Below are 23779 nucleotides of genomic sequence, written 5' to 3'. Positions count from 1 at the left end.
TGTTGCACAAAGTGCCGTCATGGATCAGTAAGGCCCGGCCCGGTTTTGGCTAGGCTGGCGCCACAGCGTCGTGCATCGGGCGCGGTGCCATGGTGGCAGTGTGATGGGCTCATGTGGTTTTCCTCGAAGGACAAGGGTCTGGTCGGTGTCGATATCACCTCTGCCTCGGTCAAGTTGATCGAGCTGGTGGAGGACGACGCCGGCCACCGCGTGGCCGGCTACGCGGTCAGACCGCTGCGTCAAGGGGCCGTGGTGGAGCGCCGCATACGTGATATGGGCGAGGTCATCGAGGTGCTGTCGCGGGTGGTCGAGCTGGCCTCTCCAGGGAGTCGAGAGGCCGCCGTGGCGGTGCCATCCCGCGCGGCGATAACCCGGGTACTGCGCTATCCGGCAGCGCTCGATGATGAAGAGATCGAGGCCCGTATCGAATGGGAGTCAGACAAGCACATACCGTTTCCGTTCCGTGAGGTGGCCTTTGACTTCTATCGCCTGGGACGCTGCTCCGACGATCCGCAGTGGCAGGAGGTGCTGCTGGTGGCCTGTCGTCGCCAGGACGTCGAGCAGTTGACCCAGGCGCTGGAGGCCAGCGGGCTCATGCCTGCGGCGGTGGATGTCGAGAGCTTCGCCATCGAGCGGGCCATCGCTGGCCTTTGCCGTCGTCGCCGACTGGGGGACGGCGCTCTGGCCCTGGTGGACGTGGGCGCCTACCTCAACACGCTGCACGTGGTGGTGGCCGGGCGCATCGTCTACAGCCATGACAGCCTGTTCGGCGGCATGCAGCTCACCGAAGCGATCCAGCGTCACTACGGTATCGGCATGGATGAGGCCGGCTTTGGCAAGAAGCGGGGCGGTTTGCCGGACGACTATTCGCAGACGGTGCTGGGGCCCTTCGTCGAGACCCTGGTGGAGCACATCCAGCGATCGTTGCAGCTATATCAGGTGTCGGACCATGTGCGTCCGCTCGAGCGACTGCTGTTGACCGGAGGTGGCAGCCTGGTCGCGGGGCTTGCCGATCGTCTGAGCCAGGCCCTCGGCCTGCCGGTCAGCCAGGTGGACCCGCTGGAGGGGATGGCGCTCAAGCCATCGTTGGACGCGGCGGCACTGCGAGGCGAAGCGCCGGCCCTGCTGACCGCCTGCGGCCTGGCCATGCGAGGACGACCATGAAAGATGTGACGATCAACGAGGTCCAGGTCAATCTGCTTGACTGGCGCGAGGCCGCTCGCGCCAGGCGCACGCGACGCTTCTGGCTGGCGGTGGCGCTGTCGGCGTTGGCGGGTGTCGGGCTCGCGTTGATGGCGACGCTGTGGCTGCAGTGGGGGTTGAGGCAGATGGAGGCCCGCCAGCGACATGTCGCCGCTGCCGTCGAGCGTCTGGAAGAAAAGTCCGCCGAGATGGTCGATCTCGAACGCCAGCTCTCATTGCTGGATCAGGAACAGGCGTTGCTCGAGCGGCTGCAGGACGAGCGGCGCCAGACGCTTGCGGTGGTCAACGCCCTGGCAGCCACCCTGGCGCCGGGGGTTCGCTACCAGCGTGTCGAGCGCATCGGCGACAGATTGATGCTCGAGGGCGAGGCCGTCGACAGTGCCAGGCTGGTCGAACAGCTGCGCTCCCTCGAGCGTGCGCAGGTCTTTGCCGAACCGCTGTTGTCGCGGGTGGGGGCCGAGCAGGGCTATCAGCATTTTGCGCTGGAGATGACCCTCGCGGCATTGCCGGCGCTGGAGCCCTTGCCATGAATTCAGAGCAGGGCGGTGATGTCAGCTGGCGTGAGCGCTGGCTCGATGAGTGGCGCCGGCTCAAGGCGCTGGACTGGCGTCGGCTGGAGCTGAGTGAGGCCGGGCGCTGGCCGATGTCGCTGCGGACCCTGGTGGCGATCCTGGCTTTCGTGCTCGCCCTGGTGGCCATGGTGGTGGGCTATCTGCATCCCCTGTCACAGCGTCTGGTGGAGCTGCAGCGTCAGGAGCGAGAGGTGGTCGCCGACTTCGAAGGCCGCGCACGCGAGTTGGCGGAGCTTGATCGCCTCAAGCGGCTGTTGGTGGATCTCGATCAGCGTGTCAGCGAGCGGCGTCGCATGTTGCCGGATGGCGCCGCCATCCCATCGCTGTTGGAAGGCATCGGCCAGGTGGCCAAGCGTCGCGGGCTATCGCTGGAGGAGCTCGAACTGAGGCCGGCGCGCCCCCTGGAGCTTTATGTCGAGCGGCCTTTTGATCTGCGGGTGCGGGGCGACTATCACGCCATCGGTGGTTTCGTGGCTGATCTGGCCAACCTGCCCCGACTGGTGACGTTGCACGATTTCAGCCTGTCGCCGGTCGAGGGAGGGCTTGAGCTGCACGCGCTGGCGCAGACCTACAGTATTGGTGACGGGGCGCGCGTCGCCGATGCGCTGGTGGAGGGTTCATGAGGCGGCGCCGGCTGGTGGGCGTGCTGATGGGCGCCTTGTTGGGTGTGGCCCTGACGGGTTGCCAGCAGGCGGACCTCGACGCCCTGGATCGGCGTCTGGCCGAGGCGCTGGCGCCGGAGCTCGATCGGCGGCCGGTAGCGTTGCCCGAGGTAGTGAGCCTGCCGGTGCTGCAGTATCGCTACGCCAACGCGAGAAGCCCCTTTCGCTTCGAGGGCCAGGGCTTCGGCGGTCAGCGGTTTGGGCAAGGCAGCGGTCTTGCTGCCTTTTCCCTGGACGAACTTGAACTGGTGGGAGTACTGGGTCGAGGGCAGCGGCATTGGGCGCTGTTCGAGGCGCCCGATGGTCATCTCTATCGGGTGGCGCAAGGGGAGATGCTGGCCAATCCGCCCGCCAGGGTCGCGGCGATCAGCGGTGAGGCCGTCAGGCTGGAGGCGGTTGCAGGCAAGGACTATCGCTGGAAGGAGCGTGTCATGAGGGTAGGCGAGTGAGCAGGCGACCTGATATCGGTTCATGTCGGACAGGCGAATCGGCGTTTTCGCCTGGGAAGGCGATCGCGCGGTGGCTGGTGGGGCTGGTGGTCGGTGTGCTGCTGGTGTCGCCGGGCTGGGCGCAGGGTGAGGGCTATCAGGGCGCGCCAATCACTCTGAACTTTCAGGATGTCGAGGTGCGCTCGGTGCTGTCGGTGTTGAGTGACTTCACCGGCCTCAATATCGTCGCCAGTGATAGCGTCGCTGGGCGGGTGACCCTGAACCTGGAAGCGGTGCCCTGGGACCAGGCGCTGGACATGGTGCTGGAGAGCCAGGGGCTCGATAGTCGTCGGCAGGGCGACATCCTGCTGGTGGCGCCGGCCTCGGAACTGGCCGAGCGTGATCGCCTCAAGCTCGAGGCAGCCTCGCGGCTGGACGAGCTTGAGCCCCTGGTGACCGAGCATATCGAAGTGCGCTATGCCAAGGCGGCTGAGCTCGCCGCCTTGCTGCGTGGCGAGAACGGTTTCGGGCTGTTGTCCGATCGCGGGCGCGTGGCCACCGATCCGCGCACCAATACCCTGCTGGTCCAGGACGTGGCCAGTCAGCTTGACGAGATTCGCTGGACCCTGGCGCGCCTGGATGTGCCGGTACGCCAGGTGCAGATTTCGGCGCGCATCGTGGTGGCCCGAGACAACACCGCCGAGGAGATTGGCGTCAACTGGGGGGCACGCAGCCGCCACGACAAGTTGCCTGTGGGGAGCGGGGACGGTGCCCTGTCCGGGGCGCTGGGTGAATCGGTACAGGTCGGTGATGGGGTCTTCGGCAATCGAGGGGATGCCTACGGTGGCCTGGGGGTGGATCTGGGCGATGCCCTGGATCCGGGAAGCTCTTTCAAGTTCGGCTATCTGGCCGGGGATGTGCTGCTGGATCTGGAGTTGCATGCGCTGGAGAGCGAGGGCAAGAGCCAGACCATCTCCGAGCCGCGGGTGATTACCGCCAATCAGCACACCGCCCTGATCAAGCAGGGCAAGGAGATCCCCTACCAGGAGTCCACCTCCAGCGGTGCCACCAACGTGGAGTTCAAGGAGGCGGTGCTGGCGCTGGAGGTCACCCCGCAGATTACCAGCGATGACCGCATCGTCATGGATCTGACCATCAACAATGACACCCTGGCCGAGCAGAGCTTCGACGGCGAGCCGGCCATCGATACCAACGAGATCCAGACCCAGGTGCTGGTCGAGGACGGCGAGACCGTGGTGCTGGGGGGGATTCTCACCACCCAGCAGCTGCATACGCTGTACAAGACGCCCTGGCTTGGCGATATCCCCTGGCTGGGAAAGCTGTTTCGCTATACCGAGGACGTCAACGATAAGGTAGAGTTGTTGGTATTCATCACTCCCCGGATACTCGACGACGGCCTGGCGACTCACTGATGCAGGAAGTACCCAACCTGATTCTGATAGGCCCCATGGGGGCGGGAAAGAGCACCATCGGCCGCCTGCTGGCGGCCGAATTGTCACGTCCGTTCTACGACAGTGACCACGAGATTCAGTCACGCTGTGGCGCGGATATCCCCTGGATATTCGATGTCGAGGGCGAGAGCGGCTTTCGTGACAGGGAAAGCGCCATGATCAGCGAGCTGGTGGACTACGACAAGGTAGTGATCGCCACTGGCGGCGGCGCGGTGCTGCGCGAGGAAAATCGCCAGCGTATCCGCGAGGGCGGTACCGTCATCTATCTGTTCACTACCGTGGAGCAGCAGTTGAAGCGCACCGCCAAGGATCGCAACCGGCCGCTTCTGCAGCGCGGTGATCGCGAGCAACTGCTGCGCGACATGTTCGCCCTGCGTGACCCGCTGTATCGCGCCACCGCGGACCTGGTGATCCGCACCGACCGCCGCGGGCCGCGCTCGGTGGTCAACGATATCGTTCGTCGCGTCCATCGCCTCCTCGACCCTCTCACCTGCAAGGCCTCATCATGAGCACACCCACGTCCGTGAATCCCTTGACCCTGACCGTCGCCCTGGGCGATCGCAGCTACCCCATCCATATCGGACCGGGGCTGGTCGATGACGGTGAGCGTCTGGCCTCCTATCTCAGTGGTCGCCAGGTGATGGTGGTGACCAACGACACCGTCGCCGCGCACTATCTCGAGCGGTTGACCTCGGCGCTGTCAGCGGCCGACGACCGCCTCAGGATCGAGACCCTGGTGCTGCCGGAAGGTGAAGCCCACAAGAATGTCGATGGCGTCTCGCGCATCTGGGACGCCCTGCTGGAGGCCGGTTTCAACCGCAAGGCCACGCTGGTGGCGCTGGGCGGCGGGGTGATCGGCGATATGGTCGGCTTCGCCGCGGCGTCCTACCAGCGCGGCATCTCCTTTATCCAGGTGCCCACCACTCTGCTGTCCCAGGTGGATTCTTCGGTAGGGGGCAAGACCGGGGTCAATCATCCGCTGGGCAAGAACATGATTGGCGCCTTCTGGCAGCCCCGCGCAGTGCTGATCGATACCGCCACGCTCTCGACCCTGCCCGAGCGGGAGCTGTCCGCGGGTCTTGCCGAGGTGATCAAGTACGGACTGATCCATGACAGTGACTTTCTCGGCTGGCTGGAAGATGAGATGGCTGCGTTGCGTGACCTCGACGATGTTGTGCTCGCCAAGGCCATCGAACGTAGTTGCGCGATCAAGGCCGAGATCGTCGCCCTCGACGAGACCGAGCAGGACGTGCGGGCGCTTTTGAATCTGGGGCACACCTTCGGGCACGCCATCGAGGCCTACATGGGTTATGGCACCTGGCTGCACGGCGAGGCGGTGGGTGTGGGCATGCTGATGGCGGCGGACCTGTCGATGCGCCAGGGCTTTATCGAGCAGGCCGATGTGACGCGCACCCGTCGAGTGATCGAGCGGGCGGGTCTGCCGGTGGCGGCTCCCAGGGAAATGACGGTTGAGGATTTCGTGTCGCGCATGAAGCTCGACAAGAAAAATACCGATGACCGCATGCGCCTGGTGCTGATGCGCGCGCTCGGTGAGGCCTGCGTCTACGATCAGACCCCGCCGGCGCTGCTTGGCGAATGCATCGAGGCCTACCCGCGGGCCTGATGATGCCAGTCTCCAGCGTATCGACTGCGACGCCCGCCTTGCGCGGGCGTTGTCGTGTCTGGGGCACGCCGAGCTGCAAGGTTGGCTTTGGTTGGCACGGGTGGCTTTGGCGTGGCTTTGGCGTGGCTTTGGCGTGGAAAGGAACGGCAAGAGACGGAACAGGTATTGGCCGAACAGGGCTTCACGGAGTGCGCTACGAGGTGCTGTCGACGGCTTCGGGAAGGGGGAAGAGGCGCCGCTCATGCGTGGATCTGTATGTCGTATGCCTGATCGGCATGGGGTGTCGACAGTTTTTGCGACTAAAGTCTAGTGGCGAAAGGCGTACAGCAAGACTTGCTGGAAACGGCTTCCAAGTCGTTGACCTGATAAGGTTTTTTTTCGAAGCCTTGGTGCAAGCATCAGATTTACGGTGTTTTTTTATGGGGCGTGCGCGGCGGGGAGATTGCGCGAGGGCGGGGGGCTGGCTATGCTGGGTACCCATTTTTCGTGCAGTTAGCGAAAGCCCTTAAGGGCTTAAAATCAAAAGAAAAACCGATAATAATATCGCGATTATGCTGTGACTACAACCCTTTCACCTGAGGCGCGCCCATGAACAGAGGTCTTCACCAGCCCGGCGAGTTCCGTGACAACTGCGGGTTTGGCCTGATCGCCCACATGGAAGGGCAGGCTAGCCATGAACTGCTCAGTACTGCCATCGAATCCCTGACTTGCATGACCCACCGTGGCGGTATTGCTGCCGACGGCAAGACCGGTGACGGCTGTGGCCTGCTGTTGAAGATGCCCGACGGCTTCATGCGCCACGCCGCCAAGGAAAGCCTGGGTATCGAACTGGGCGACAGTTATGCCGTGGGCGTGATCTTCCTGCCCGACGATGACCAGCGTGAGGAGCGCGCCCGCCAGGTGCTCGAGGCGAGCCTGACAGAGCGTGGTGTCAAGGTGCTCGGCTGGCGCGAGGTGCCGGTGGACCCCAGCGTGTGCGGCCCGATGGCGCTGGAGTGCCTGCCGCGTATCCGTCAACTGTTCGTCGAGCCCGGTGACGCCGAGGAAGCCTTTGACGTCTCGCTGTTCATGGCCCGCCGACTGGCCGAGCAGGCGCTGATCGACGAGCCGGACTTCTACGTCAGCTCGCTGTCCAGCGACGTCGTCTCCTACAAGGGACTGGTGATGCCGGTGGACCTGCCGGCTTTCTATCAGGACCTGGGTGACGAGCGCCTGGAAACCGCCATCTGCGTGTTCCACCAGCGTTTCTCCACCAACACCGCGCCGCGCTGGCCGCTGGCTCAGCCGTTCCGCCTGCTGGCCCACAACGGCGAGATCAACACCATCGAGGCCAACCGTGGCTGGGCCAACTCGCGCAAGGAGAACTTCGTCTCCGAGCGGCTGCCCGACATCGCCAGCCTCGACCAGATCGTCAATACCACCGGTTCCGACTCCTCGAGCATGGACAACATGCTCGAGGTGCTGCTGACCGGCGGCATGGAGCTGCATCGGGCGGTGCGCATGATGGTGCCGCCGGCCTGGCAGAACGTGGAGATCATGGACGGCGATCTGCGTGCCTTCTATGAGTACAACTCCATGCACGTGGAGCCCTGGGATGGTCCCGCCGGTGTGGTCATGACCGATGGCCGTCAGGCCCTGTGCATGCTCGACCGCAACGGCCTGCGCCCGGCGCGCTGGGTGATCACCCGCAACGGCTTCATCACCCTGGCTTCCGAGATCGGTACCTACGACTACAAGCCCGAGGACGTGGTGGCCAAGGGCCGTGTCGGCCCCGGTCAGGTCCTCGCCGTGGACACCGCGACCGGCGAAGTGCTGCACACCAGCGACATCGACGAGCGGCTGAAGTCGGCCTATCCCTACAAGCGCTGGCTCAAGCAGGAGGCTCAGTTCCTGGAGTCCGCGCTGACCGAGCTCGCCGCCTTCAAGAACATGGACTCCGACACCCTTCAGGTGCAGCAGAAGATGTTCCAGGTCAGCTTCGAGGAGCGTGACCAGGTGCTGCGTCCGCTGGGCGAGAGCGGCCAGGAAGCGGTGGGCTCCATGGGTGACGACACCCCCATGGCGGTGCTCTCCGGCAAGCACCGGATGCTGTCGGACTACTTCCGTCAGAAGTTCGCCCAGGTCACCAACCCGGCCATCGATCCGCTGCGCGAAGCCATCGTGATGTCGCTGGAGACCTGCATCGGTGCCGAGCGCAACGTGTTCAAGGCGACCCCGGAGCATGCCCACCGTATCGTGCTGACGACCCCGATCCTGTCGCCGCGCAAGTTCACCGCTCTGGTAGGCCAGGACGACCCGGCCTTTGCCAGCCAGCGTCTGTCGCTGGGCTATGACCCGGAGCAGACAGGGCTCAAGGCGGCGCTGCTCGAACTGTGTCGCGAGGCCGAGGCGGCGGTTCACGAGAACAAGGTGATCCTGGTGCTGTCCGATGCCGACCTGCCCCAGGGGCAGGTGCCGATCCATCCGGCGCTGGCGGTGGGCGCGATCCACAACGAACTCGGTCGCAAGGCCCTGCGCCCGCGGGTCAACCTGATCGTCGAGACCGGCTACGCCCGTGACGCCCACCAGATGGCGGTGCTGTTCGGAGTGGGCGCCACCGCGGTCTATCCGTGGCTGGCCTACCAGGTGATGGCCGACATGCATCGCACCGGTGAGCTGTCAGGCAATCCGGCGGACGCCCGCGAGAACTACCGCAAGGGCCTGCAGAAGGGGCTGTTCAAGATCCTCTCCAAGATGGGCATCTCGACCCTGGCCTCCTACCGTGGTTCGCAGCTGTTCGAGGCGGTGGGTCTGTCCTCCGAGGTGATGGATCTTTGCTTCACCGGCATGGCCTCGCGCATCGAGGGCACCGGCTTCAACGAGATCCAGCTGACTCAGGTGGCGCTGGCAAAGGACGCCTGGAAGCCGCGCAAGGGCATCTCCCAGGGCGGCCTGATGAAGTACGTCCATGGTCACGAGTACCACGCCTACAACCCCGATGTGGTCAAGGCGTTGCAGGAGGCGGTGCAGGAGGGCGACTACGCCAAGTGGAAGAAGTTTGCGCAGCTGGTCAATGATCGCGCGCCCGCCACCATCCGTGACCTGCTGAAGCTGAAGCCCGCCGCCGAGGCGTTGCCGCTCGAGGAAGTCGAACCGGTCGAGGACCTGCTGCCACGCTTCGACAGCGCCGGCATGTCGCTGGGTGCGCTGTCGCCGGAGGCTCACGAGGCCCTGGCCCAGGCCATGAACGAGGCCGGTGGGCGCTCCAACTCCGGTGAGGGTGGTGAGGATCCGTCGCGTTACGGCACCATCAGAAGCTCCAAGATCAAGCAGATCGCCTCCGGGCGCTTCGGTGTCACCCCGGCCTACCTGGTCAACGCCGAGGTGCTGCAGATCAAGGTGGCCCAGGGCGCCAAGCCCGGCGAGGGCGGCCAGCTTCCCGGTGGCAAGGTCAACGAGTTGATCGCCCGGCTGCGTTATTCGGTGCCGGGGGTGACCCTGATCTCGCCGCCGCCGCACCACGACATCTACTCCATCGAGGACCTGGCCCAGCTGATCTTTGACCTCAAGCAGGTCAATCCCGACGCCCAGGTGTCGGTCAAGCTGGTCTCCGAACCCGGCATCGGCACCATCGCCACCGGCGTGGCCAAGGCCTACGCTGACCTGATCACGGTGTCCGGCTACGACGGCGGCACCGCGGCGAGCCCGCTGACCTCGATCAAGCACGCCGGTTCACCCTGGGAGCTGGGCCTGCCGGAGGTGCATCAGGCGCTACGCATCAACGGCCTGCGCGACAAGATCCGGCTGCAGACCGACGGCGGCCTGAAGACCGGCCTGGACGTGATCAAGGCGGCGATTCTTGGCGCCGAGAGCTTCGGCTTCGGTACCGCACCGATGGTGGCGCTGGGCTGCAAGTACCTGCGTATCTGCCACCTCAACAACTGCGCCACCGGTGTCGCCACCCAGATGCAGTACCTGCGCGACGAGCACTTCCGTGGCACCGTCGACATGGTCAAGCACTACTTCCGCTTCATCGCCGAGGAAGTGCGCGAACTGATGGCGCTGGTGGGTGTGCGCAAGCTCACCGACCTGATCGGGCGCACCGACCTGCTCGAGGTGTTCGAGGGGCTGACGCCTTCGCAGCACAAGCTTGACCTGACGCCGTTGCTGGCCAACGACCATGTGCCGGCAGATGCCCCTCAGTATTGCCAGGTCAGCCGTAACGTGCCCCATGACCCGGGCGCCAAGAACCTCGAGGTGCTGGAGGCGCTCAAGGACGCCATCGAGTCCAAGGGCGGGGCCGACGTGTCCTTCACCATCACCAACTGTGATCGTTCGGTGGGTGCGCTGACTTCCGGCGCCATCGCCAAGCGTTACGGCGAGGCGGGTCTTGACGACGCGCCGGTGACCGCGCGCTTCACCGGTGTCGCCGGTCAGAGCTTCGGGGTGTGGAACGCCCGCGGACTCAATCTGTACCTGGAAGGTGACGCTAACGACTATGTCGGCAAGGGCATGAACGGTGGCAAGATCGTCATCACCCCGCCGAAGAGCAGTCAGTTCGAGAGCCACAAGACGGCGATCATCGGCAACACCTGCCTGTACGGCGCCACCGGCGGCAAGCTGTTTGCCGCGGGTACCGCCGGCGAGCGCTTCGGCGTGCGCAACTCCGGCGCCCACGCGGTCATCGAAGGCTCGGGCGATCACTGCTGCGAGTACATGACCGGCGGCATCGTCTGCGTGCTCGGCGAGACCGGCGTCAACTTCGGTGCGGGCATGACCGGCGGCTTCGCCTACGTGCTCGACGAGGATCGCTGCTTCGTCGACCGTTACAACCACGAACTGGTGGAGATCCATCGGGTCAACACCGAGGCCATGGAGGCCTATCGGAGACACCTCAGGGAAACCATCGAGGAGTATGTGGCCGAGACCGGGTCATTGCGCGGTCAGGCGATCCTCGAGGACTTCAGCGACTTCATCCGCCACTTCTGGCTGGTGAAGCCCAAGGCGGCGAGCCTGAATGGCCTCTTGGCCCAGTCCACGCGTCAGCCCGAATAACCCGACGGCGTCCCGAACAAGGCAGGAGAACATCATGGCAAACCGTTTGAACAACGACTTTCAGTTCATCGACGTCGGTCGTCAGGATCCGCAGAAGAAGGCGGCGCGCACCCGCGCCCGCCAGTTCGCCGAGATCTACGAGCCGTTCAAGCCCATGGAGGCGGCCAGCCAGGCGCATCGCTGCCTGCACTGCGGTAATCCCTACTGCGAGTGGAAGTGTCCGGTCCACAACTACATTCCCAACTGGCTGCAGCTGGTCAGCGAAGGCAACATCCTCGAGGCGGCGGAGATGTCGCATCGCACCAACTCGCTGCCCGAAGTGTGTGGCCGGGTGTGCCCCCAGGACCGCCTGTGCGAGGGTGACTGCACCCTCAATGACGGCTTCGGCGCGGTGACCATTGGTTCGGTGGAGAAGTACATCACCGACACCGCCTTCGCCATGGGCTGGCGCCCGGACATGAGCCAGGTGACCTGGACCGACAGGAAGGTCGCGATCATCGGCGCGGGCCCCGCTGGCCTCGGCTGCGCCGACATCCTGGTGCGCAACGGCGTCAAGCCGGTGGTCTTCGACAAGTACGCCGAGATCGGCGGCCTTCTGACCTTCGGCATCCCCGAATTCAAGCTCGAGAAGACGGTAATGGAACGTCGTCGTGCGGTGTTCGAGGAGATGGGCGTGGAGTTCCGCCTCAACGTCGAGGTGGGCAAGGACGTCGCCTTCGAGGATCTGTTGGCGAAGTACGACGCCGTGTTCCTCGGCATGGGCACCTATACCTATATGGAAGGTGGCTTCCCCGGCGAGGACCTGCCCGGGGTGCACAAGGCGCTCGACTACCTGATCGCCAACGTCAACCACCGCCTGGGCTTCGAGAAGAATCCCGAGGACTTCGTCTCGCTGGAAGGTCAGCGTGTGGTGGTGCTGGGTGGTGGCGATACCGCCATGGACTGCAACCGTACCGCCATTCGCCAGGGCGCCCGTGAGGTGACCTGCGCCTACCGCCGTGACGAAGAGAACATGCCGGGCTCCCGGCGTGAGGTGGCCAATGCCCGCGAGGAAGGCGTGGACTTCCTGTTCAATCGTCAGCCGGTGGCGGTGGTCGGTGAAGAGCGGGTCGAAGGCGTCAAGGTGGTGCGTACCCGCCTGGGCGAAGCCGACGAGAACGGCCGTCGCCGTCCCGAGGTGGTGCCGGGCTCCGAGGAGATCATCCCCGCCGACGCCGTGGTCATCGCCTTCGGCTTCCAGCCGAGCCCGGCGCCCTGGTTCGAGTCGGTGGGCATCGAGGTCGACGAGCGTGGCCGGGTCAAGGCGCCTGAGCATGGCAGCTTCGCCTTCCAGACCACCAACGAGAAGATCTTTGCCGGTGGCGACATGGTGCGCGGCTCCGATCTGGTGGTGACTGCGGTCTATGAAGGTCGCCAGGCCGGTGAGGGCATCCTCGACTACCTCGACATCTGAGGCTCTGCCGAGCCCCGTCCCCCGTTGTGAGAACCATGGCGGAGGGGCGGGGCGGTTTCTCCAGGATGACTTCCTGTTGTGCAAATTGAGCCGTTAGTCGATATCTGCTAGTCTGTCGTCCCATCCTGGCGCGGCTTCCTGCCGGGCCTACCGATCACGTTTCGACAGGTTCTCCATGACACGATATATCTTCGTGACCGGCGGCGTTGTGTCCTCTCTTGGCAAGGGCATTGCGTCGGCCTCGCTGGCGGCGATTCTCGAGGCTCGCGGCCTCAAGGTCACCATGCTCAAGCTCGACCCGTACATCAACGTGGATCCGGGCACCATGAGTCCCTTCCAGCACGGCGAGGTGTTCGTCACCGAGGATGGCGCCGAGACCGACCTGGACCTGGGCCACTATGAGCGCTTCATCCGCACCAAGATGACCCAGTCCAACAACTTCACCACTGGCCGGGTCTACGAGCACGTGCTGCGCAAGGAGCGTCGTGGCGACTACCTGGGCGGCACGGTGCAGGTCATCCCGCACATCACCGACGAGATCAAGCGTCGTGTCTACGAAGGTGGCGAGGGCTTCGACGTGGCACTGGTGGAGATCGGTGGCACCGTGGGTGACATCGAGTCGCTGCCGTTCCTCGAATCCATCCGTCAGATTCGCAGCGAGAAGGGCGCCAGCAACGCCATCTTCATGCACCTGACGCTGGTGCCCTACATCCAGACCGCCGGCGAGACCAAGACCAAGCCGACTCAGCACTCGGTCAAGGAGCTGCGCTCCATCGGTATCCAGCCGGATATCCTGATCTGCCGCAGCGAGGTCGAGCTGGAAGAGACCGAGCGTCGCAAGATCGCGCTGTTCACCAACGTGGAAGAACGCGCGGTGGTACCGCTGCAGGACGCCGATACCATCTATCGGATTCCGCTGATGCTGCACGAGCATGGGCTCGATGACATCGTCTGCGACAAGCTGCGCCTCGAGGCCGACGAGGCCGACCTCAGCGAGTGGGTCAAGGTGCTCGACGCCAAGCTCAACCCGCTCAAGTCGGTGAACATCGCCATGGTCGGCAAGTACATGGAGCTCCTGGACGCCTACAAGTCGCTGAACGAGGCGCTGATCCACGCCGGCATCCAGACCCGCGTGAAGGTCAACGTCGACTACATCGACTCCGAGGACATCGAGCGTCACGGCACCGACCGGCTGGCCGGCAAGGACGCCATCCTGGTGCCCGGCGGCTTCGGTGAGCGCGGTGTGGAAGGCAAGATTGCCACCGCGCGTTTCGCCCGCGAGAACGACATTCCCTACCTGGGCATCTGCCTGGGCATGCAGGTGGCGGTGATCGAGTACGCGCGCCATGTGGCCGGCTGGAACGATGCCGACTCCACCGAGTTCACCCACGACACCCAGCACCCGGTGGTGGGCCTGATCACCGAATGGCTCAACCCCGAGGGCAAGATCGAGGTGCGTGACGAGGCCTCCGATCTGGGCGGTACCATGCGTCTGGGTGGCCAGGAGTGCCGTCTGGCCAAGGGGTCCAAGGCCCGCGAGGCCTACGGTGACGACATCATCGTCGAGCGTCATCGTCATCGCTTCGAGGTCAACAACCAGTTCATCGAGGACCTGGAAAAGGCAGGCCTGGTGGTCTCCGGACGCAGCGTCGACAACTCCCTGGTGGAAATGGTCGAGCTGCCGGACCACCCTTGGTACGTGGCCTGTCAGTTCCACCCGGAGTTCACCTCGACGCCGCGTGATGGCCACCCGCTGTTCACCGGCTTCGTCAACGCGGCCCTGGGTCACAAGGCCAAGCGCACCCGCGCCCAGTCCGCGCATCAGGAGTGATCGCCATGTCAGACGCCCAGCGTACCATCGAATTTGCCGGCCTGAGGGCCGGCAATTCATTGCCTCTGGTGCTGTTTGCAGGGATGAACGTGCTCGAATCTCGTGAGCTGGCCCTCGAGGTCGCCGAGGCTTACGTCGAGGTGACCGGCAAGCTCGACATCCCCTATGTGTTCAAGGCCAGCTTCGACAAGGCCAACCGCAGCTCGGTGCATTCTTACCGCGGTCCCGGCCTGGACAAGGGGCTCGCGATCCTCGATGAGGTCAAGTCGCGCTTCGGGGTGCCGGTGATCACCGATGTCCACGAACCGCACCAGGCGGCACCGGCGGCCGAGGTGGCCGATGTCATCCAGCTGCCGGCGTTTCTGGCTCGCCAGACCGACCTGGTGGTGGCGATGGCCGAGACCGGTGCGGTGGTCAACATCAAGAAACCGCAGTTCCTGGCCCCCCACGAGATGCGCCACATCATCACCAAGTTCCAGGAAGCCGGCAACGAGCGGCTGCTGCTGTGCGAGCGCGGCTCGAGCTTCGGCTACAACAACCTGGTGGTGGACATGCTCGGCTTCGGCGAGATGAAGGACACCGGCTTCCCGCTGCTGTTCGACGTGACCCACTCGCTGCAGCGCCCGGGCGGGCGCAGTGACAGCGCCGATGGCCGCCGCGCCCAGGTGCTGGACCTGGCCAGGGCCGGGGTGGCGGTGGGCATCGCCGGGTTGTTCCTGGAAGCCCATCCCGATCCCGATTCAGCAAAATGCGACGGCCCCTGTGCACTCCCGCTTGATAAGCTCGAGCCTTTCCTGTCGCAGATCAAGGCGCTGGATGACGTAGTAAAAAAACTACCGTCGATCGAGATACGCTGACGCTACCTCCGTTGGATCGTGTGTTCTGGCCCTGGGGCCTATGGTGTCACCCGGGCGGATCGACAACGCTGACACGAGTTTTTCACCCACAAGGATCCTCAAGATGACCAAGATCGTCGATATTCGTGCCCTCGAGGTGCTGGACTCTCGCGGCAACCCCACCGTGCAGGCGGAAGTCCGCCTGGAAAGCGGCGCGATCGGTGTCGCCTGCGCACCGAGCGGCGCCTCCACCGGCTCTCGCGAGGCGCTGGAGCTGCGTGATGGTGACAAGAGCCGCTACCTCGGCAAGGGCGTGCTGAAGGCGGTGGACGCGGCCAACGGCAAGATCCGTGAGCGTCTGCTGGGTATGGACGCACGCGATCAGCGCGGGCTGGATGATGCCATGCTCGAGCTCGACGGCACCGACAACAAGGAAAACCTGGGCGCCAATGCCATCCTGGCGGTCTCCCTGGCCGCGGCCAAGGCCGCCGCCAACGCCAAGGGCGTGCCGCTCTACGCGCACATCGCCGAGCTCTACGGCCAGCCGGGCAAGTACCTGATGCCGGTGCCGATGATGAACATCCTCAACGGGGGCGAGCACGCCGACAACAACGTCGACATCCAGGAGTTCATGGTCCAGCCGGTCGGCGCGGCGAGCTTCCGCGAAGGGCTGCGCGTCGGCGCCGAGATCTTCCATGCGCTGAAGAAGGTGCTGTCGGCGCGTGGTCTGGCCACCGCCGTCGGTGACGAGGGCGGCTTCGCCCCCAACCTGGCCTCCAACGCCGAGGCGCTGGCGGTCATCAAGCAGGCCGTCGAAGACGCCGGTTACGCGCTGGGCAAGGACGTCACCCTGGCGCTGGACTGCGCCGCCAGCGAGTTCTACAAGGACGGGCAGTACCTGCTGGCCGGCGAGGACAAGAGCTTCGACGCCGAGGGTTTCGGTGACTACCTGGTGGGCCTCAGCGACGAGTACCCGATCGTGTCCATCGAGGATGGTCTGGACGAGTCCGACTGGGACGGCTGGAAGTCGCTGACCGCCAAGCTCGGCGATCGCGTGCAGCTGGTGGGTGACGACCTGTTCGTGACCAACACCCGTATCCTCAAGCGCGGCATCGACGAGTCCATCGGCAACTCCATCCTGATCAAGTTCAATCAGATCGGTTCCCTGTCCGAGACCCTCGATGCCATTCGCATGGCTCAGGACGCCGGCTTCACGGCGGTCATCTCCCACCGCAGCGGTGAGACCGAGGACACCACCATCGCCGACCTGGCCGTGGGCACCTGTGCCGGTCAGATCAAGACCGGCTCTCTGTGCCGCAGCGATCGTGTGGCCAAGTACAACCGTCTGCTGGTCATCGAGCAGGAGCTGGGTGAGCGTGCGAGCTATCCGGGTCGCTCCGCCATCAAGGGGCAGGCGTAGGCCCTTGGCAAGGCACCGATGGTGCTAGTGTCGACGCGTCTTGTAAGAGATTGACTACAGTTCTTGTAAGATATTGACTATTTTGGCGCCGAAAAGGCTCGCAACCGTGTTGCGAGCCTTTTTTATCGCCTTGATTTTTCGATACTTTTTTCGCCATGCCCTCTCGGTCTGCGTCATGGTTGAGAAAAGTAGGGTGCTTGTGATGACCCCAGAAACTGACAGAATGGCCACACGAATCGAGAGGTCAGGCTTCGCGGCGGCAAGTCGCCCGTCTGTCCCACGGAAACTTCATTGTTTCGGCATCGTTTCCGCAAGGAGGTGGAGTCGACGTCGGCAGTGAAGGGGCATGGATGTCCTCGGTGGTTGACACCCGGATGGGCCGGACTTGCCACTCTACGGTTCAGGTAGGTGTTTTCGGGATGCGTTCAGGAGTCAAGAGCGCGCCTGGTGCGACAGGAAGTCGCTTCTGGGCACGGAGGGCGCTCAGGGAGTAGGGCGGAGGGAGCCGCCCAAGGAAACGCTTGGAGCGGGCGGCCTACGGGCCGCCTTTTTTTATGCCTGCCTGTCGGGCACCTGCTTCGAGAGGCCATTGCGCCACGTCCTTCCTGCGCCGATGTCGGGCAGAAATCCGCGCCGGTCGCTGCTTGTCCGGGGGCGAGTGGGCCGGACACCCTCCTTCAAGATTTGCTTTACACAAACGCGACAGCCGCCCGGATAAGGCGGCTGTCGCGTTTGTTCAGGTACTGCCTGGCGGCTAAGCTCAGCGCTCGAGCTTTTCCAGCTTGCCCGGCTTGCCGTCCCACTGCTCGGCGTCTTCCGGCGGATCCTTCTTCTCGGTGATGTTGGGCCACACCTCCGCCAGCTCGGTATTGATCTCCAGGAACTGTTCCTGGCCCTCGGGCAGTTCATCCTCCGAGTAGATCGCTTCGGCCGGGCATTCCGGCTCGCACAGGGCGCAGTCGATGCATTCGTCGGGGTGAATCACCAGGAAATTGGGGCCTTCGTAGAAGCAGTCCACCGGGCAGACCTCGACACAGTCGGTGTACTTGCACTTGATGCAGTTTTCGGTGACGACGAATGTCATGCCAGTCTCCCTTCCTCGGGCCAGCGCCTTGCCGGCCTCTCTGTACAGTGGTGGCTTTCGCCCGGGTCGTTGGTGACGTGCGTGCGGCGTGGCGCCCATGCAGGCCATGCAACCTTCGCGTCCGGCGTAACATGCCGGCGCGTCTTAAGCCTTAATGTTATATAGAAATGGCTTTTTATAATCTACGGTCCTTGGGTGCCACATTCTAGTCCTCGCGCCGCTATCGGGCAAGAGTATGCCTCACAAGGGCCTCACAGTGCCGACTTCCAGCGGTACAGCAGTTCCAGTGCCTGGCGTGGACTGAGGTCGTCGACCGCCAGGCCCCCGAGTTCTTCCACCAGTGGGTGGGGGGCGCTGGCGAACAGGTCCGCCTGCTGGGGGGCGGACTGGTGGTGTCGGCTTCCGCCATCCGGATCAGCGCTCCTGCGGCCATGATCGATCTCCTGCTGCTCCAGGGCGGCAAGCTTGGTCCGTGCCTCGGCGATGACGGTCTGGGGCACACCGGCCAACTGGGCCACCTGCAGGCCATAGCTCTGGCTCGCGGGGCCATCCTCGACCCGGTGCATGAAGACGATGCCATCATTGTGTTCGGCGGCGGTCAGGTGGACGTTGGTCACCGCCGGCGCCTCTGTGGCCAGCGCCGTCATCTCGAAGTAGTGGGTGGCGAACAGGGTAAAGGCGCGGGTACGGGTCAGGTGTTCGGCGCTGGCCCAGGCCAGTGACAGGCCGTCGAAGGTGCTGGTGCCCCGGCCGATCTCGTCCATCAGCACCAGGCTGTGGTCGGTGGCGTTGTGCAGGATATTGGCGGTCTCGGTCATCTCCACCATGAAGGTGGAGCGCCCGCCGGCCAGGTCATCGCTGGAGCCGATGCGGGTGAAGATGCGATCCACCGGGCCGATGGTGGCGCTGTCGGCGGGGACAAAGCTGCCGCTGTGGGCGAGCAGGGTGATCAGGGCCGCCTGGCGCATGTAGGTCGACTTGCCGCCCATGTTGGGGCCGGTGATCACCAGCATGCGGCGATCGTCGTCCATGCGCAGGTCGTTGGGCACGAAGGGGCCGTCGCTGACCTGTTCGACCACCGGATGGCGACCACCGCGGATATCGAAGCCTGGGGTCTCTGACAGCGTCGGGCGGACAAAGTCCAGCGCCCGGGCTCGCTCCGCCAGGGTGCACAGTACGTCGAGTGCGGCCAGCGCCCTGGCCGTCGCCTGGAGCCTGGCAAGTTCGGCGTTGAGGCTGTCGAGCAGGCTGTCGTACAGCAGTTTTTCCCTGGCCAGGGCGCGGGACTTGGCCGACAGCGCCTTGTCCTCGAACTCCTTGAGCTCCGGGATGATGAAGCGTTCGGCGTTCTTCAGCGTCTGGCGGCGAATATAGTCGGCCGGGGCCTCCTTGGCCTGGGCACGGGGGATCTCGATGTAGTAGCCGTGAACCCTGTTGTAGCCGACCTTGAGCCCGGCAAGCCCGGTGCGCGAGCGTTCGCGGGTCTCGAGCTTCACCAGGTAGTCGCCGGCGTGTTCGGCCAGGCCCCGGTGCTCGTCGAGCTCGTCGTCGAAGCCTTCGGCGATGACGCCGCCGTCGCGGATCACCACGGGAGGATTGTCGACCAGGGCTCGGGTCAGCAGTTCGGCCAGCTCCGGGAAGGGGCGAATGTGCTGGCGCAGGCCGTCGAGCGTGGTGCCGTCGGCGTAGCCGGCAAGGCTCGCCTCGAGTGCCGGCAGGGCGTTGAGGGCGTCGCGCAGCCGTGCCAGGTCCCGCGGGCGGGCACTGTTGAGGGCCACCCGGGCCAGAATGCGTTCGACGTCACCGATCGCCTTGAGGTCGTCGCGCAGCGGCTCATGGCCGTCATGGTCGAGCAGCAGGCTGATGGCCGCCTGGCGCCCCATGACCTGCTCGCGATCACGCAGCGGTCGATTGAGCCAGCGCTTGAGCAGGCGTGAGCCCATGGCGGTGGTGGTGGTGTCGAGCACGCTGGCCAGGGTGTTGTCGCCGCCCCCGCCAAGGTTGGTGTCGATCTCCAGGTTGCGCCGGCTGGCAGCGTCGATGACCACGGTGTCGTCGCGACTCTCGACGCCGATGGCGGTGACATGGGGCAGGGCGCTGCGCTGGGTGTCTCTGGCGTAGTCCACCAGTACCCCGGCGGCGATGATCGCCGCGTGCAGGTGGGCGCAGCCGAACCCCTTGAGGTCCTGCACGCCGAACTGGTCACACAGCACCCGATGGGCGCTCTCGTGGTCGAACAGCCAGTCGCTCTGACGACGCAGGCCGCGGCGTTCGCCAAGCGCCGGCGGCAGCTCGGTACTTTCCGGTACCAGCAGCTCCGCCGGGTCCAGGCGGGTCAGCTCCGACAGCATCTCTGCCTCGCTTTCCACCTCGAGCACGCTGAAGCGGCCGCTGGAGACCTCGAGCCAGGCCAGGCCGATGCGCTCCCCCTGGGGCGCGATCGCCACCAGCAGGTTATCGCGGCGGGCGTCGAGCAGGGCTTCGTCGTGGAGGGTGCCGGGGGTGACGATACGCACCACCTTGCGCTCCACCGGTCCCTTGGAGGTGGCCGGGTCGCCGATCTGTTCACAGATCGCCACCGACTCGCCGGCGCTGACCAGGCGTGCCAGGTAGCCCTCGGCGCTGTGGTAGGGAATGCCGGCCATGGGAATCGGCTTGCCGGCGGACTGCCCGCGCTGGGTCAGGGTGATGTCGAGGGCCGCGGCGGCGCGCTTGGCGTCCTCGTAGAACAGCTCGTAGAAGTCCCCCATGCGGTAGAACAGCAGCACCTCGGGGTGCTCGCGCTTGATCCGCAGGTACTGGGTCATCATCGGCGTATGGCTGGGGGCGCTGGGCTTGGCCATGTCGTTCATGGGATCTCGAAGCGATGTTGATGAGTCGTCGGCGGCGGGCCGGCATCGCGAGGGACGCTGGCGAAAGGCGTCAAGGATAGCATGGGCGCAGGGCGCGCCTGTACCGCTGTGCCGAGATCCGTCTCGGGCTTTCTTCCCGGGGGCCAGGCGTGTCAGCATGATGTATCCACGATGCAGCATTTGTGGGGCCAGAGGGTGTCCGTCTACCCTTGTGGGTGATCGGTCGACGCCTTTTCTGGTGAGTGCGGAGCGATTTTCAAGGAACTCTCTTCCCTTGCGGGACTCTCTCAAGGAGTCGCCTACAAGGAACTGTCTTTACGGACTATTCAAAGGAGCTGTCATATGGACGTTGTACGCATTATTCTCGCGATCCTGCTGCCCCCGCTGGGCGTCTTCCTGCAGGTGGGCTTTGGTCTGCACTTCTGGCTCAATATCCTGTTGACCCTGCTGGGCTATATTCCCGGTATCGTTCACGCCATCTGGATCATTGCCAAGCGCTGAACCTGCCTGGATGACGGGTATCACTGTCGCGGCGACCTCGGTCGCCGCGATGCGTTGGTGGGCGCTGTACCTGTCGGCTTGTTGTCGCGGTTGTCGTGGCAAGACGTTTCCGAGGCAACGACGAGCCTGTCATTGTTGTCGTGATGTCGTATCGTGACACCCTGTTTTCACCACAAGAGACGGGCCTGCGATGACAAATGCAAACGATCGTGTTCGTCGCCTGGCGATTCGGCTGGGTGAGTTGTGTGTCGAGCGTGGGGTCTCGGTGACCGCCGCCGAGTCCTGTACCGGTGGCGGCGTGGCCGCTGCCATTACCGATATCGCCGGCAGTTCACGCTACTTCGAGACCGGCTACGTGACCTACTCCAACGCCGCCAAGCAGCGGCTGCTGGGGGTGCCCGGCGAGACCCTGGACGCCCATGGCGCCGTCAGTCAGCCGGTGGTGGAGGCGATGGTAGAGGGCGCTTGTCGCGACAGTGGTGCCCGACTTGGCGTCTCGGTCAGTGGCGTCGCCGGTCCGGATGGCGGCAGCGCTGAAAAGCCTGTCGGTACGGTGTGGTTTGCCTTCGCCGTCGACGGGCGGCTCGAGGTCGATCGGCAGCGCTTTGCCGGCGGTCGCGATGAGGTTCGCCAGGCCGCCGTGGTCCATGCGCTCGAAGGCCTGATCAGGCGGCTCGAGAGCCTGACCTGAGCCCAGCCGGCGGTGCCCTTGAGGTGGCCGTGGGCGTAGCGCCCAGCGCAGTGCGCCGGGCGTGTGGCGCAAGCGTTCCGGCCCCGCGGCTGTGGCGGTGCAGCGATCAACCCCTCATCCACTATTGATTTGCCCTATGCGCTCGATTCGTCACCTCGAAGGGCTGGTCGTCGTCCGCAAATTTCGTCATACTACTGTTCAGTCATACAGTAATTGCCAGGGTCCGGCGCAGGGCCCGATGGGGACTCGGGCAAGGCGCTCGACCCCGATCCATTGTCTACAGGAGCTCCGTAATGGCGCAGGATCAGAACCGCAGCAAGGCGCTGGACGCCGCCCTTTCCCAGATCGATCGCCAGTTCGGCAAGGGTACGGTGATGCGTCTGGGAGACGCTCCCAGGGTGGTGATGCCGTCGGTATCCACCGGCTCGTTGGGTCTCGATATCGCACTTGGCATCGGCGGTCTGCCCTATGGTCGAGTGGTGGAGATATTTGGTCCGGAGTCCTCGGGCAAGACCACCCTGACACTGTCGGTGATCGCGCAGGCCCAGAAGGACGGCAAGACCTGCGCCTTTATCGACGCCGAGCATGCCCTCGATCCCAGCTACGCCGAGAAGCTCGGCGTCAATCTGGATGATCTGCTGGTGTCGCAGCCGGATACCGGTGAGCAGGCGCTGGAAATCTGCGACATGCTGGTGCGTTCCGGTGGCGTCGACGTGATCATCATCGACTCGGTGGCGGCGCTGACGCCCAGAGCCGAGATCGAAGGCGAGATGGGCGACTCCCACGTCGGTCTGCAGGCCCGACTGATGTCCCAGGCGCTGCGCAAGATTACCGGCAATATCAAGAACGCCAACTGCATGGTGGTCTTCATCAACCAGATCCGCATGAAGATCGGGGTGATGTTCGGTAGCCCCGAGACCACCACCGGCGGTAACGCCCTGAAGTTCTACTCGAGCGTGCGTCTGGATATCCGTCGTACCGGCTCGGTCAAGCAGGGCGACGAGGTCACCGGCAACGAGACCCGGGTCAAGGTGGTCAAGAACAAGGTGGCGCCGCCCTTCCGTCAGGCCGAATTCCAGATCCTCTACGGCAAGGGCATCTACCACGCCGGCGAGGTGGTGGACCTTGGCGTTCAGTGCAAGCTGGTGGACAAGGCCGGCGCCTGGTACAGCTACCAGGGCAACAAGATCGGCCAGGGCAAGGCCAACGCCGCCCAGTTCCTCGAGGACAACCCGGCCATCATGGAAGAGATCGAGTCCCAGATTCGTGCCCAGCTGCTGACCCAGCCGGAGCCGAAGAAGAGCGAGAAGGAAGCGGAAGCCGCGGCGCCCGCTGGCGACGACCTTGGCGACGATCTGCTGTAGCAGGTCGACTCGCGGCAGGCCGGCACGCCGGCCTGTGACGTCGCAACGTACGACTTTCCTCGGGCCCCTCGACAGGGGCCCGAGGCGTTTGTGAAAGGGGGCTCGCGCCGTCGGTGCTCGCCGTCCCGTGCCAACAGGAGATGACATGCACAAGGCTGCCAGCCAGATGTCCCCACGCGAGCACGCCATCGATCTGCTCGCTCGACGCGAATACGGCCGTGAAGAGCTGCGAGGGCGATTGCTGGCCAAGGGGCACGTCCTCGAGGACATTGACCAGGCCCTGGAAGCGCTGGCCGAGCAAGGCCTGCAGAGCGACCAGCGCTTCGCCGAGAGCTTTCTGCGCGGCCGGTTGATGCGGGGGCAGGGGCCGGTGAAGATGCTGGCGGAACTGGGCCAGAGGGGCGTCGATCGAGCGCTGGCCAGGGAGGCGCTGGCAGAACTGGAGCACGAGGAGTCCGTCGACTGGTATCGACTGGCGAGCGAAGCGCTGGAGCGGCGCTTCGGCCCAGAGCTGCCAGCGGATCCCAGGGAGCGTGCTCGGCGTGAACGCTTTCTGGCCGGGCGCGGTTTCGACTTCGACCATGTGCGCGAGGCGATACGGGCCCTCGGCGATGATTGAACCGCCGTCAGACGGGCCTTCTCGGATGCGGTTTTGCACGACCCACTTTAGTCGCTTGACAACTACGCTATAATGTCCCCTTTTGCGACAGCCCCGGGTCGCGGTTTCATGCTCGGATGCTCCGGCGTGCCAC

The 23779-nt window shown here is 64.7% G+C and carries 18 protein-coding genes; 16 read left to right on the top strand and 2 right to left on the bottom strand.

What is annotated here, in order from left to right:
* Window positions 1–111: 111 nt before the first annotated feature.
* From pilM to eno, 12 genes are all read left to right on the top strand, one after another.
* Window positions 112–1164 (top strand): type IV pilus assembly protein PilM, encoded by a 1053-nt coding sequence (pilM, locus tag NFG58_RS17500; RefSeq protein ID WP_045991143.1) that lies wholly within the window; start codon window positions 112–114, stop codon window positions 1162–1164.
* Entirely contained in the window at window positions 1161–1733 is a 573-nt protein-coding gene (locus tag NFG58_RS17495; RefSeq protein ID WP_222570016.1) for a PilN domain-containing protein, read from the top strand. Before pilM ends, NFG58_RS17495 begins: the two co-directional genes overlap by 4 nt.
* The gene (pilO, locus tag NFG58_RS17490; protein WP_045991141.1) at window positions 1730–2398 is read left to right on the top strand and encodes a type 4a pilus biogenesis protein PilO; all 669 of its coding nucleotides are present in this window, start codon (window positions 1730–1732) and stop codon (window positions 2396–2398) included. The genes NFG58_RS17495 and pilO overlap by 4 nt, the downstream gene beginning before the upstream one ends.
* Window positions 2395–2886, top strand: a complete 492-nt coding sequence (locus tag NFG58_RS17485; RefSeq protein WP_348827067.1) for a pilus assembly protein PilP — start codon at window positions 2395–2397, stop codon at window positions 2884–2886. Before pilO ends, NFG58_RS17485 begins: the two co-directional genes overlap by 4 nt.
* On the top strand, window positions 2883–4298 hold the full coding sequence (gene pilQ / locus NFG58_RS17480) for a type IV pilus secretin PilQ (RefSeq protein ID WP_348827066.1): 1416 nt from the start codon (window positions 2883–2885) through the stop codon (window positions 4296–4298). Before NFG58_RS17485 ends, pilQ begins: the two co-directional genes overlap by 4 nt.
* On the top strand, window positions 4298–4846 hold the full coding sequence (aroK, locus tag NFG58_RS17475; RefSeq protein ID WP_045991139.1) for a shikimate kinase AroK: 549 nt from the start codon (window positions 4298–4300) through the stop codon (window positions 4844–4846). Before pilQ ends, aroK begins: the two co-directional genes overlap by 1 nt.
* Complete coding sequence (aroB, locus tag NFG58_RS17470) at window positions 4843–5961, top strand: 3-dehydroquinate synthase (protein ID WP_348827065.1); 1119 nt, start codon at window positions 4843–4845, stop codon at window positions 5959–5961. Before aroK ends, aroB begins: the two co-directional genes overlap by 4 nt.
* Window positions 5962–6549: 588 nt before the next feature.
* A complete protein-coding gene (gene gltB, locus NFG58_RS17465) occupies window positions 6550–10995 on the top strand; it encodes a glutamate synthase large subunit (RefSeq protein WP_108449771.1) in 4446 nt (1481 codons plus the stop codon).
* A gap of 34 nt (window positions 10996–11029) precedes the next feature.
* Window positions 11030–12448, top strand: coding sequence for an FAD-dependent oxidoreductase (locus tag NFG58_RS17460; RefSeq protein WP_045991136.1), 1419 nt, complete (start codon window positions 11030–11032; stop codon window positions 12446–12448).
* Window positions 12449–12623: 175 nt separating this feature from the next.
* Complete coding sequence (locus NFG58_RS17455) at window positions 12624–14279, top strand: CTP synthase (protein WP_045991135.1); 1656 nt, start codon at window positions 12624–12626, stop codon at window positions 14277–14279.
* A 5-nt stretch (window positions 14280–14284) separates the two neighbouring features.
* Window positions 14285–15136: a 3-deoxy-8-phosphooctulonate synthase gene (gene kdsA, locus NFG58_RS17450; RefSeq protein WP_108449773.1), complete on the top strand. Its 852-nt coding sequence runs from the start codon at window positions 14285–14287 to the stop codon at window positions 15134–15136.
* A gap of 103 nt (window positions 15137–15239) precedes the next feature.
* Window positions 15240–16535: a phosphopyruvate hydratase gene (eno, locus tag NFG58_RS17445; RefSeq protein WP_348827064.1), complete on the top strand. Its 1296-nt coding sequence runs from the start codon at window positions 15240–15242 to the stop codon at window positions 16533–16535.
* 760 nt (window positions 16536–17295) lie between these two features.
* Here eno and fdxA read toward each other — a convergent pair.
* Both fdxA and mutS read right to left on the bottom strand, forming a co-directional pair.
* Window positions 17296–17619 (bottom strand): ferredoxin FdxA, encoded by a 324-nt coding sequence (gene fdxA / locus NFG58_RS17440; protein ID WP_045991132.1) that lies wholly within the window; start codon window positions 17617–17619, stop codon window positions 17296–17298.
* A 251-nt stretch (window positions 17620–17870) separates the two neighbouring features.
* Window positions 17871–20462 carry a DNA mismatch repair protein MutS gene (gene mutS, locus NFG58_RS17435; RefSeq protein ID WP_348828147.1) on the bottom strand — a complete coding sequence of 864 codons (2592 nt, stop codon included), beginning with the start codon at window positions 20460–20462 and terminating at the stop codon, window positions 17871–17873.
* 351 nt (window positions 20463–20813) lie between these two features.
* On the opposite strand from mutS, the gene NFG58_RS17430 reads away from it, so the two are divergent.
* The 4 genes from NFG58_RS17430 to NFG58_RS17415 all read left to right on the top strand — a co-directional run bounded on the left by NFG58_RS17430 (window position 20814) and on the right by NFG58_RS17415 (window position 23646).
* Entirely contained in the window at window positions 20814–20972 is a 159-nt protein-coding gene (locus NFG58_RS17430) for a YqaE/Pmp3 family membrane protein (protein WP_045991131.1), read from the top strand.
* A 190-nt stretch (window positions 20973–21162) separates the two neighbouring features.
* Window positions 21163–21663 carry a CinA family protein gene (locus NFG58_RS17425; RefSeq protein WP_348827063.1) on the top strand — a complete coding sequence of 167 codons (501 nt, stop codon included), beginning with the start codon at window positions 21163–21165 and terminating at the stop codon, window positions 21661–21663.
* A 293-nt stretch (window positions 21664–21956) separates the two neighbouring features.
* A complete protein-coding gene (recA, locus tag NFG58_RS17420) occupies window positions 21957–23027 on the top strand; it encodes a recombinase RecA (RefSeq protein ID WP_045991129.1) in 1071 nt (356 codons plus the stop codon).
* 145 nt (window positions 23028–23172) lie between these two features.
* On the top strand, window positions 23173–23646 hold the full coding sequence (locus NFG58_RS17415) for a regulatory protein RecX (protein WP_348827062.1): 474 nt from the start codon (window positions 23173–23175) through the stop codon (window positions 23644–23646).
* Window positions 23647–23779: the final 133 nt, after the last annotated feature.

The sequence above is a fragment of the Halomonas sp. RT37 genome, from assembly GCF_040070525.1.
GTDB classification, from domain to species: domain Bacteria; phylum Pseudomonadota; class Gammaproteobacteria; order Pseudomonadales; family Halomonadaceae; genus Halomonas; species Halomonas litopenaei.
Note: the sequence above shows the minus strand (reverse complement) of the source record. Positions and strands in the feature narration are given on the sequence as shown.